Origin of the sequence: Veillonella sp. R32 (assembly GCF_010093125.1) — a bacterium.
Classification (GTDB): Bacteria; Bacillota; Negativicutes; order Veillonellales; family Veillonellaceae; genus Veillonella_A.
This window is the reverse complement of sequence record NZ_NMZQ01000020.1, coordinates 1-12,958: the sequence shown is the minus strand read 5'-3', so window position 1 is coordinate 12,958 and position 12,958 is coordinate 1. Positions and strand designations below refer to the sequence as shown.

Sequence of the window (12,958 nt, the reverse complement as noted above, 5' to 3'; positions counted from 1 at the left end):
GAGGAGAAGTGGGAAAACGAAAGATGGTCTAGGAGAAACAAAGACTGGAACAGGTGAAACGAAGCAGGTGATACGATGAAGAATATATTATGTATTGGTGATAGTTTAACTCGTGGTTATGATGTGCCTTACGGCAAAGGTTGGGTAGAATTATTGCAGGCTCATTGGGGCCAGGCGGCAAAATTTGTAAATGCAGGGGTTGATGGTGCTACCTTGCAGGCCATTTTTAATCATGTAGACCGCGCTTTGACAGCTCAGTCCTATGATATAGTATGTCTTATGGGCGGGACTAATGATATTTTGCATGGCCGCACGGCGGAAGATTGTTATTTTAATTTACTACGGTCGGTGAAACGGATTCAAAAGACGGGTGCTGAAGTTATCCTTGGCTTGGCACCGCAGATTGACTGCGATCCAGAGGGGGATGATGCGGTGTTGGTGGCATATAATACGGCGTTAAAGGCGTATTGTGAAAGTCAAAGCCTAGCGTACTTCGATTTTTATGCGACCATTGCAGCGGCTGATGAGCGAGGCGAATTGCTCTATGCAGGGGATGTACATCCTAATGAATTAGGGTATCGGTATATGTTTGAAACGGCGTTAGCCGTATTGGTGCCTAAGTTAAAAAGGGGATAAATACGGTTAGTAAGCCTAAGTTGAAAAGGGGATAAACACACTTAGTAAGCCTATGGTTAAGCCTTTTTTAGGTAAGATATATATAATGTATATGGAAAAATTTAAATTAAATCGAAAAAAATAAATTTTATGTATTGAACTTTTTAGATTTACATGCTATAATGGGTTCATAACAAGGGAACAGTAACTAAAAGTTATTCAGAACTGGCGTTACAGCTCAAAGCAATTCTTTATCCCGGAACTGTTTATGAGTGAGTCCACTTGTTAAACCTCTAAATACCTATACCTAATCGTGAGTACAGATATGTACGAACAACTTGCCGTTGCCTCCTCCCTAAGGGCAACGGCACTTTTCTTTTTATAGATGATTTAGTGCAGAATGTAGTGATTTGTAACAATAATTACATAGGGTATGATGTGATATATGGAGCCGAGTTCTAAGTCTTACATCTAATAGTTATAAGCCAAATCTGATAGTTATAAGCTATTAGATTTTTTTAGTTTTAGTATAATTATTCATCTTGCCTTTAGAATTAGAATTATGAAGAAGTTCACAAAAAGTTCATGAGAAAATTCACATAGACCTCACAAAATGGCGTTAATATGTACACATGCTAAACATTGGTTAGCAAATGACAACGAAATATAGAGACTGTTTAGGGATGTAAGTTACCCTATATGATTGTAAAATTATGCATATTTTTGTACTAGGAGGTATAGTTATGAAACGTAAATTTGTATTAATGGTGCCTATCGCGGCGGTCACTTTATGGGCCAACTCTTTCGGCGTATTAGTAAATGCTCAAGATTTTAACGAAGTTAAAGGTCAAGTTAATGGTGCTATTTGGCAACAAGCAGATCAAAACAAAGACAATCAGACAAAGGCTAACCAAGCCAATCGTCCTAATGTAGCAGCACCTATTAATTACCAACATGTAGCAGAACCTACTAATAATCAACATGTAGTAGCACCTACTAATAACCAACAAGATCAAGTGAAGCCTGGTAATGAACCAGGGGCACAACCGGTTAATGTAGTAAAAGATAATAATCAGCAAAAAGTAACAGCTGATACAAAGGAAAAACGTAAAGTGGCGTTAGCTAAAGATTATGAGCAACGAAAAGCTAGCGAAGTCAAAAAGGTAAAGCCAGAAGATAAGAAACCATTACCACCTAAAAAAGAAACTAATAAACCAGCACCTGTAAATCCTGAAAAACCACATCAAACTGGTATCTTTGCTTAATTTACAATCCTCATTGTAAATAGACCACTCACAGATACACACAGTAAACTAAACACCAACACACAACACACAATACTAAAATACACACAACACACAATACTTAACACACACATAAAACATAGTACTTAACAGTGCTTAACACAAATAAAATACACATTCCATTAAATAGAGAGTATATATTATTTAGTACGTACAGTAATTCGTGAGTACTTTACAAACTACAATGCTATAAAGGGCTACTACAGAATCAGCGGTAACAGGCTAATTCTGGACAGTAGCCCTTTTTATTTGTGGCAAGCGCATACTTAGGATACGGAAGGACTAACGAATAGACAGGTTGTCAAAGTCAATCATGCTATGTAAAGTCGAGCATGATATGCAAAGTTAAACATGATATGCGAAGCCAAGCATGATATGCAAAGTCAAGTATAGTATGAGTTTAAGTAATATATGTGTATTGATAGTCATACTCTGTGTGACCGTCAGTGGACTGCCTGAAAAAATTTGTATAACGTCTAATAACAATGTAAGAAAAAATGCTCTAGAATCGCTATTTTTGACCTTTTTAGGACGTTTTGAAAATGTTAGATATACCTTAGTAATGCTTTAGTCGTAGAGCAGGAAGTAATTTACTAGGAATTTGAAAGCGCTCTAAATGAGAAAATGAACTTTAATTTTTACGAGAAAGAGCTATTTTAGCCTTGTATTATGCAGAATTGATACGACTATTTATGTAGAAAATTCATTTTTGATATTCCTTATACACAAAAGGTTTGCTATAATTGATTTAGATTTCAAAGCTATCAGTTCTTGTATTAGACCAGCACGAATAGATGGTAGGTAAGATTATTTCGGAGAGTGTAATACAGCATACGCGGTATGTTAGGGGATAGCTTACAGTGAGGCTTTGGCCTGTGAAGAGCCAGTAGTTAGCTATGCTATTGACCGGGAATTACAGGCCCTGTAGTCTTGCTTTATTTATGTCCGGCAGGGATATTACTTACGATTGGTTATACCGAGCATAAATTTATATATGTATAACAGGAAAGCAGTCTATGAAAATAGACTGTTCTTTCTTAAGCAGGTTTTATCAAAAAGCTTGGTGCCAGTCAGTTAATATTGTAATAAAATCAAAAAGTTATATTTCGCAGTTGACACTTTTAATTCATAGTGTTATAGTAGGCATATGATTTGAATAGGAATCATAGTGAGGAAGAGAAAAGTACACATATTGCTTTATGTGCAGCGAGCCCGGATGGTGGAAGCGGGTCATAGAAAGTATGTGGAAGTGCATCTCGGAGCTATAAGGGCAAAGCTAGTTTGCTAGGGGAGTCCTTTTCGGGTGTCGCCCGTTACAGCGAATCTGTATACAGTTGATCAATGAGAAATAGATTTCTGGAGAACATTGTTTGACCTGTACAGTAGAGGTTTGGTTGTGCGCACGATCAAATAAAACAAGGTGGAACCGCGATATATCGCCCTTGGTCACGAAGTGACCAAGGGCTTTTTTTATTAGAGCTGAGAGATACTCTAAGAGAAAGGAACGATGATTAACATGAGTACAAAACCTGTAAATGACACATTACAATTAATTGGTAACACACCAGTGTACCAGATTGGCAATTCTAATGTATTTGTAAAATTAGAAAAATACAATGCTGGCGGTAGTGTTAAAGACCGTGCTGTATATGGCATGTTACGTGATGCGCAGGAAAAAGGTTTAATTAAACCAGATACAATTTTAGTGGAAGCAACATCTGGTAATACAGGGATTGCCTTAGCTATGTTAGGGGCTGTTTTAGGCATTAAAGTAGTGATTTTAATGCCTGAAAGTATGAGTAAAGAACGTCGTGAATTAGTAAAAGCTTATGGGGCTCAACTTATTTTGACACCAAAAGCAACGGGTATGAAAGGTGCGCTAGCTAAAGCACAAGAAATTTTAGATGCTAACCCAAGTGCTGTTACCTTAGGTCAGTTCGTCAACCCAGCTAACCCTGGTATTCACTATGAAACAACGGCTACTGAAATTATTGAACAAGTACCTAATGTAGGTATTGTGGTAGCTGGTGTAGGTACTGGTGGTACTTTCACAGGGGTAGCTCGTAAATTAAAAGAACACAATGCAAATGTAAAAGCAGTTGCTGTTGAACCAGCTGGTTCGCCAATGATTTCTGAAGGTAAAGGTGGCGCTCATAAAATCCAAGGGATTGGGGCTGGCTTCATTCCAGAAAACTTTGATAAATCCCTTATGGATGAAGTAGTAACTGTAATGGATGATGACGCTATTGCGCAAGTACAGACATTCATGCGTGAAAGCGGTATTAGCATTGGTATTTCTGCTGGCGCAGCTATTAAAGTAGCAAAAGACTTAGCTGCTAAAAATCCTGGCGTACCAGTAGTAGCGATTGCTCCAGATGGCGTTGAAAAATACTTATCTATGCTTGAATTTGATGATGTAGAATATGTAAAAGCCTAATGATAGGTTTGATTGAGAGAGAGTCAGACCATACATAAGGTTGTGTATAGTTTTAGGGGCTAGGGGTTTCACTGGCTAGGAGGATGTATGAAAGAAGTTTGGCAATCGATTCGCTATAATATTAAGCGCGTAATGGAGTCAGATCCGGCAGCGACTTCGGTATTGATGGTACTGTGGACCTATCCACATATTACGGCCTTGTTCTGGCATTTCTTTGCGCATCGTTTATATAAGCGCGGCTATAAATTATTAGCGCGACGGATTGCTTTGCATTCCCGCCACGTAACGGGGATTGAAATACATCCAGGTGCTCAAATTGGCAAAGGGTTATTTATCGATCATGGCATGGGTGTCGTGATTGGTGAAACTGCCATTGTAGGCGATAATGTAACGTTATTCCATGGCGTAACCCTTGGTGGTATGAGTTCGAAGCGAGTGAAGCGGCATCCTACCGTGGGCAATGATGTACTCATTGGTGCGGGTACGAAAGTACTAGGCGACATTATGGTCGGTAGTGGTAGCCGGATAGGTTGTAATCTTGTTATTAAACGAGATGTACCTGAGAATGTGGTTATTTATGAAACAGAACCGGAAAACATTGTGGTTCGTAAGATTCGTTCTACTATTCATTTGGTAGACAGTCATACGCGTAAGCACATGCCGCGCCATAAAGTAGCCTTCACCCCAAAAGACATGACCGACGATATGGCTTGGTTCATTTAAAACAATATATTTTACCTATATATAAATAATAATGAGGCGGGTAACCTTGTTTACTTAATACTGCTATTAACACAAGGCTCGTGTTGCTTTTGTTGGCTATATATAGTGTAGGCATAATGTATAATATATGTAATATATGTAATATATGTATAATATATGTGGATGTGACAATCTCGTTTTAGATGAAACGACCTAAGTCGTCATATATTGGGTGAAATACCCTCAGGACTTAGCGGGGCCTTAGACCTGAGGGGTTGATAAAAAAGAGAAGAGAATCATTTGAACAGATATAAGAACTGCTGCTTTGCATTAGATAATGCAAAGTGGCAGTTTTTCTTTATAATCTAATTATGCGATTACACGATTCGTGTAAAAAATAAATGCAAGTACACGGAGCGTGGATTGCGTCAAATTTAAAAACATACTATTTTGAAAGGGTTTTACACGGAGAAAGTACAAAATTTGACATTGTCCACTATAAAAAGACTATTTTGGGTTATTGAGTGCATTTTGACTGTTTTCTTTATAAGCCTATAATGAAAATTTAAAAGCTTGTTTGGCTAAGTTAGAAGCATTAATTAAAGGCTAATTCGTTTAAGTCCTTTAAGTCGTTTAACGATTAAAACATTCTTAAATCGTTATAATTGAAAACTAAATAAGCATGATGAAATATGCAGTCAATACTTATCTTTATTATATAAATGAAGATAAGGCTTGGCTGCATTTTTTATATAAGGATTATATTACTATATTTTAGATTAAATTACTGGATACTAAAGCAAATGATTAGCTATTATCTATATACTTAAATATATAGATTTTGAAATGGCCTAGATAAAAATCAAACATGAAGATAATATTAAAAAAATTAAATATAATGTCTTGTGGGGGGGACTTTTGTGATATGATTCTTTTATAAGGCATGCATTGGTCAACTTTAAGGATGTTAATTGCTAAATTGAGGTTTATATGAATATTTAATTAGCTTAATTGAATCTGAATTAATTAAGTTGGTTAAGGCCTTAAGTATTATTGCTAAAATAAAGATTTTATTTTAGCGGAAAACAATGAGAAATTAGCAGTATTGTGTGACGAAATGTAGTGATTTAGTCGGAAAGGGGCTCTTTATGTCTCAAAATTTAAAGAATTTAAAAAAATTAGGTTTAGTATTAGCAGTAACAGCAGTGACTGGTGGATTAACAACATCTGTTTGGGCGGCTGCCGCGAATGTAGTTGGTGACGGTAGAGGTGTAGCTCTTGGAAAGGGCTCGAATGCATCGGTTTCTTCAGAAGATTCTATCGCTATCGGTGAAGACGCTCGGGCAGCGTATAATCAGTCCATCGCAATTGGTAAAAGTAGCCATGTAGCTGGTAATGCTGCTGTTGCTATTGGCACTGACGCAAAGGCGGATGCTATGAATGCGGTTGCTATTGGTAATAATGCATTCACTGATGAGAAGGATGCCATAGCAATCGGTACAAACACTGTATCTCATGGTAGCTTAAGTATATCGATAGGGCAAAATGCGTATGCTAATGGTTATGCAGTAGCTATTGGGGATAATACCTCAGCATCTGATACTAAATCCGTAGCCCTTGGTACTAACGCAAAAGCTGAAGGGCCGCAAACCATTGCCATTGGTAGTCAGGCCAATGCTAAGATTAGAAGCTCTATTGCTATAGGCGATCAAGCAACAACTACAGGTGATGTGTCCATGGCGATAGGTGCAGCAGCAAAAGCTTCAGCTGTTAGCTCTGTAGCATTAGGCTGGGAATCTGTAGCTGATCGTGCTGCTGGTTCTGTTGGTTACGACCCATTGACAGGTCAAAGCTCTAACTTAACATCCGCAACTTGGAAGTCTGTGGGCGGTGCAGTTTCTGTTGGTCAATCTGGTCAAGCTGGTCAATTGACTCGTCAGATTATCAATGTGGCAGCTGGTACTGCAGATACGGATGCGGTGAACGTGGCACAGTTAAAGAAAGTTGTTTCATTGGCGAATGGTGCAGCCGCTGCAGCAGGGGATGTAACATTAAATATTAATGGTGATAATTCTTCTACTGGAGCTATTAAATTAAAAGATACACCATTAGCGATTACTGGTGATGGCACTATTGTCACGAAAGCGACTGATGCAGGAATTAGCTTAAGTCTTGATTCTGCTAAACTTACTGACGCTATTACAGGCGCTGTAGGCGACAAACTTGATAAGATTGATAAAATCATGGATCCAAATGGTAACTTAAAGCTAAATGTTAAGAGCGAAGACGGTATTTCCGTACGTACTGACAAAGATGGCAACACAGTTGTTGGTTTAGATGATAAAGTATCGGTAGGTCAAGTCGCTATTGACGGTAAAGATGGCAAGGGCGCTATTACAGGTTTAACCAATACAACTTGGGATCCAAGCAACATTCAAGCAGACCGTGCTGCTACTGAAGGCCAATTAAAGGGCTTAGCTGATACTGTATCTGGTATTGGCACAAGCTTAAATACAGAAGAAGCAACAATCGGTGGCAATACAACTATTAATAAAGATGGCATTACAGTAAAGAACCCTAATGGCGAAGGTTCTACAAAGATTACTGGCGACTCTGTTACTACAGGTACAGTAAATGCTGATAAAGTAGTAGTTGGTGGTAATACCTACATCTCTGAAAATGGTTTAAATGCTGGTAATAAAACGATTACTGACGTAGCACCTGGTGTTAATGGCACAGATGCAGTTAACATGAATCAATTAAATGAAGTTGCACAAGGTGTTAACAATGTAGGTTCTGCTGTAAATCGTTTGAGCAACCGAGTAGATAAAGTAGCTGCTGGCTCTGCTGCTCTTGCTGCGTTACATCCATTGGATTTCGATGCGGATGACAAAGTATCCTTCGCAGTAGGCTTTGGTGCTTATAAAGGTGAACAAGCAGCAGCACTTGGTGCGTTCTATCGTCCTAACGAAAACGTAATGTTCAATATTGGGGCTGCTATTGGTAACTCTGACAACCAGTACAATGCAGGTGTATCCTTCAAATTTGGTGAATCCTCTCCATACACTCGTATGAGCAAATCTGCTATGGCTACTAAATTAGAAAGCCAAGATAAAGAAATGAATACATTGAAGGCTGATAATAATACTTTGAAAAACAATGTAGCATCTTTACAAGCTGATAACGAAGATTTGAAAGCACGTTTGGCTAAGTTAGAAGCATTAATTAAAGGTTAATTTGTTTAAGTCTTTTAAGTCGTTTAACGATTAAAACATTATTAAATCGTTATAATTGAAAACTAAATAAGCATGATGAAATATGCAGTCAATACTTATCTTTATTACTAAATAAAAATAAGGCTTGGCTGCATTTTTTATATAGGAATTATATGGTCGAAGGTTGGCTAATTAAGTGAGCAATAAAGCACATACTTAGCGATTGCCTATATATTTAAATATATAGATTTTGAAACTGATTTTGCAAAAATCAAATATGAAGATAAGATTAAAATATTTAAACTCAATGTCTTGTGGGGGGGGACTTTTATGATATGCTTTTTTTATAAAGCATATATTGGATAGCTTTATGCCTGTTGATTGCTGAATTGAGTTTTATATGAACTTTAATGTAAGGAATCAACGCCTCTTGATTAATGGCAGTATTATTTTGATAGTTAGAGGCATAATAATTACACATTGGTTGTGTGGTGTAATGGTTATTGTGATTTTATGTTCAAAGGAGTCTTGTCTTATGAAAGTGAAAAGCAAAAAGCAAAAGTTTGTAGTGCTAGCAGCAGTAGCTGCTTTAGTAGGATCATCTACGTGGGTAAGTGATGTGTTAGCGGCCAATAGAGGCACCGATAATACGACAGGGATTGATGATATCATTTTAACGGTACCTACAGCTAACGATAAAGCCCCTGAAAAAGGTGCGGCCATTACTATTGGTAAAGGGAATCAAATTTCGGATACAAATGGTCTTACGATGCATTTAAATACAGCCATTGGTGCATATAATACAGCCCGCCTTAGTGGTACAGCAATTGGTGTAAGTAACTTCGCCAATGCTACGGCCCTAGCGATGGGTAAACAAAGTGTTGGCATTGGGTATGGCACAGCTATCGGCATGAATGCTAGAGCCGATGGCGGTATTGCCATCGGTACTGGTTCTGTAGTTGGTAGTATGGTAGGCGTGCGTGGACTTACCGACTTTAAACAACCGAGTGGACTTTTTCAGTCCGATGATGGCGTAGCCTTAGGTAATAAAGCCCATAGTACATCAGGTATTGTGGTTGGCGGTTCATCCGACTCAATTCTATCGGGTGTCGTTCTTGGTCAAAACTCGGTAGCTGGTGGTGGCACCGCTATTGGTAATGGTGCATCCGTAAAAATTAATGCTGGCTATTATGGCACTGAAGAAAGTCATGGTGCAGTAGCCCTTGGTGATGGCTCCATTGCTAATCGTGAGCGTTATGGTTATGGCTATGTACCAACAAAAGCTGATTTTACTGCTGTAGGGACTAGTGAAGCCAATGATAAAGCCTTAGCAGCGGCCATTGGTGGTACCGCTGTAACGATTGTAGATAACTTCTACAGTAACTATGGCACAGCTTATACAATCTATTTAGAAAAAACAATGCTAGCTAATGCATTAGAAGCAGAATACGAACAAGCATTATACAAATATAGTGATCCAAAATATACAGGCGATGCAACGGTTAATGCAACTCTTCAAGAAATTAGTCAACGTCGCTCTGATCTATCTGATGAAATCATTAAATTGCGTAACGATAATCCAGGTTTAACCGATGCCATTTTAGAACGTGACAATGCCCTAGCCGCCTTTAAAGCTACTTCTGGCGCAGTCAGTGTAGGTCGCGATGCAGTTGTTAAAAATGGTAAAATTACAGAAGCTCGTATTACCCGTCAAATTACTGATGTTGCCGCTGGTACACAGGATACAGATGCAGTTAACGTAGCTCAATTAAAAGGGGTTACATTAAACTTCGTTGGTGACAATTTAAAAACTGATGCGACAGCTATTGGCAAGATAAATTTAGTAACTCAACAATTGGCTATCAACGGTGATAGTAATATTACAACTACTGTAGCTAAAGATGGTCAGTCTGTAAACCTTACATTATCTAAAGCTGTAACAGATAAATTAGGGGCGGTAAAATATTTTTCAGTAAATTCCACTGAAGCAGAAAATAAGGATAATTCTGGTGCTCAGTCAGACCGTGCTATAGCTATTGGTCCTAAGGCGGCGGTTGTTCCAGGTGAACCGTTGCCAGGTAAAGAAAATGGACCTAGTTCACAACATGGCATAGCTATTGGTTATAATTCTAAGGTAATAGGCTCTGTATCTGGTGTAGCTATAGGTTCTGAAAATGAGATGAATAATTCTAATACAGGGATAATAGTTGGTAGACAGACGAAAGTAATAAACTCTAAAGAGAGTGCTGCTTTTGGTTATGACATAAAGGTTAATAATTCGGAATATGGCTTAGCACTAGGTTTTAAATCTAGTATAGAGGCTGCCAATAACTCTATCGCTATGGGGTATCGAGCTAAGGTTGATAAAGGCAATTATGGCATTACAATGGGTAGTGATGCGAGTGTAGAAGCGGATTATGGTGTTGGTTTAGGCGCGTCAACCTCTGTTACTGTTGCTAATGGTGTTGCTTTAGGGGCTAAGTCTGAAGCGGTTACAGAAGGAAAGGTGTTAGGGTATAATCCATTAACTGGCTCTCAATTTACTTCTCTTGATGAAGTGGCAAAAGTTGTAGGTTTGAGCGATCAATACAATGGATTAAAGGTGCAACGTGATACGATGGCCACAACAGTAGCTACTCAACAAGCTGAATATGATCGATTGAATGCCATTTATGAGCAAGATCCTTCTAATAAGGCGGCGAGAAATGCTAAAAATGCTGCAGGTGATAAGTTAGATGCGTCTATGGTTCAATTAAATAATATAGATGCAACGATTAATCATATTGTATCAGCCTTTGTATCTACTGATGGAGCGGTTTCGGTAGGTCGTGATGCATCACAAGACGGTAAAAAAATTAATAGTGAAGTAACTCGTCAAATTACTCATGTAGCGGCTGGTACAGAAATGACTGATGCAGTTAACGTAGCACAATTAAGGGCAGTTAGATCTCTTGCAGAAAATGCTAGTAATGCGGCTGATAATATTACATTAAATATTTCTGGGGATATTCCAAAAGATAAAACTGAAAATTCAAAAGGAAGCATTAAACTATCTGATGGAACATTAGCTATTAATGGTGATGGCACAATTGTAACTGAAGCTAGTAATAATGGAATTAAGTTGTCCTTGGATAAAACAGCATTTGATAAATTATTAGCTACATCCGGATCTTGGACTTTGCAAAGTGTGGATGCTGATAAAAAAATTATAGGTAGTAACACTGTAAAACCACAGTCAAAAGTTAACTTTATTGGTGGCTCTTTTACTGAGGTAACAGTTCAAGGAAATGAAACTGAAACTAATGTTACCATCGGCTTAGACGCTACAGCGACTAAAGCAATTGAAAATGTCAATAAATTTATCACTACTGATGAAAATGGTAGCAATGCTCGTTTAAATATTGTTGGCGATGAAAAAACTGGTGTAAAAGTAGAGGCTCAAGCTGATGGCTCTACTAAAGTAAGTTTAGGTGAAAACGCAAAAGTTGGTAATATTACAATTGATGGCACCACCGCTAATGATGGTACTAAATTAGGTGAAATTTCAGGGCTTACTAATACCGATTGGATTACTAATAATCCTAATTATGATATCAAAGACGATCGTGCGGCTACCGAAGGTCAATTAAGTAAACTTACGGAAAGCATTGCGGGCGACCTAGAAGAGCTTAATAAAGCTATTGAAAATAATGGTAAAAATCTAAACACCGATGAAGCAACTATTGGTGGCAACACCACTATCAATAAAGGTGGCATTACTATTAATAATCCAAAAACTGGTAATACTACCACCATTACGGGGGATTCCATCACTACTAATACAGTAAATACTGAAAATCTTGTAGTGGGTGGTAACACATATATTACCAAAGATGGTATTAATGCTAATAATCAGACGATTACTAATGTAGCACCTGGTCGTATGGCGCCAGATAGTATGGATGCTGTTAATGGTAGTCAATTATATGCAGTGGACCAGAAAGTTAACTCCGTAGGTTCTGCTGTGAATCGTTTGAGTAACCGTGTAGATAAAGTAGCTGCTGGCTCTGCTGCTCTTGCTGCTTTACATCCATTGGATTTCGATTCTGATGATAAACTGAACTTTGCGGTAGGTTTTGGCGGTTACAAAGGCGAACATGCAGCAGCTCTTGGTGCGTTTTACCGTGCAAATGACGATTTAATGTTCAGTTTAGGGGCAACAATTGGTAACTCCAATGATCAATATAATGCTGGTGTATCCTTCCGCTTTGGTGATTCTTCGCCATATACTAACATGAGCAAATCTGAAATGGCGAATACCTTAGAAAAACAAAATGAAGAAATTGAAACCTTAAAAGATCGTTTGGCTAAGTTAGAAGCATTAGTAGTTCAAAAATAAAATTAAATAGGTATTCGGTTAAGAACATTAAATGTAAGGTAAGGTTACAATTTACTGTTTGCAACGAATAAGAAAAGGGGCTGTAACGAAATACAACTCCTAAAACTATTAATGCGGCTTGAAGATATATAAGCATCTTCAAGCCGCATTATTGCTATATTTAGGGTTATAGGACAAAACGTGTTGGTTTTTAATCCCAATAAGTAGGAAACTCTGTGCTCCGATGAAGTTCATTCCATGCAAGCCCATCTCCCCATTGAGGAATAGAATAATCTACTTTCTCCCTTTCGTTAAATCGTTGGTAGAT

At 38.0% G+C, this 12,958-nt stretch carries 6 protein-coding genes and 1 other annotated feature; all 6 genes read left to right on the top strand.

What is annotated here, in order from left to right; translation table 11 throughout:
• The first annotated feature begins 75 nt into the window (after positions 1–75).
• On the top strand, positions 76–636 hold the full coding sequence (locus VER_RS04685; protein ID WP_162099720.1) for a GDSL-type esterase/lipase family protein: 561 nt from the start codon (positions 76–78) through the stop codon (positions 634–636).
• A gap of 722 nt (positions 637–1,358) precedes the next feature.
• Positions 1,359–1,880, top strand: coding sequence for a hypothetical protein (locus tag VER_RS04680; protein WP_162099719.1), 522 nt, complete (start codon positions 1,359–1,361; stop codon positions 1,878–1,880).
• Between the two features lie 1,201 nt (positions 1,881–3,081).
• Positions 3,082–3,366: a binding site (T-box leader), on the top strand.
• Positions 3,367–3,435: 69 nt separating this feature from the next.
• On the top strand, positions 3,436–4,356 hold the full coding sequence (locus VER_RS04675; protein WP_162099718.1) for a PLP-dependent cysteine synthase family protein: 921 nt from the start codon (positions 3,436–3,438) through the stop codon (positions 4,354–4,356).
• A gap of 87 nt (positions 4,357–4,443) precedes the next feature.
• The gene (epsC, locus tag VER_RS04670) at positions 4,444–5,079 is read left to right on the top strand and encodes a serine O-acetyltransferase EpsC (RefSeq protein ID WP_162099717.1); all 636 of its coding nucleotides are present in this window, start codon (positions 4,444–4,446) and stop codon (positions 5,077–5,079) included.
• 1,127 nt (positions 5,080–6,206) lie between these two features.
• Complete coding sequence (locus tag VER_RS04665; RefSeq protein WP_162099716.1) at positions 6,207–8,294, top strand: YadA-like family protein; 2,088 nt, start codon at positions 6,207–6,209, stop codon at positions 8,292–8,294.
• A 514-nt stretch (positions 8,295–8,808) separates the two neighbouring features.
• Positions 8,809–12,651 carry a YadA-like family protein gene (locus VER_RS04660; protein ID WP_162099715.1) on the top strand — a complete coding sequence of 1,281 codons (3,843 nt, stop codon included), beginning with the start codon at positions 8,809–8,811 and terminating at the stop codon, positions 12,649–12,651.
• Positions 12,652–12,958 lie beyond the last annotated feature (307 nt).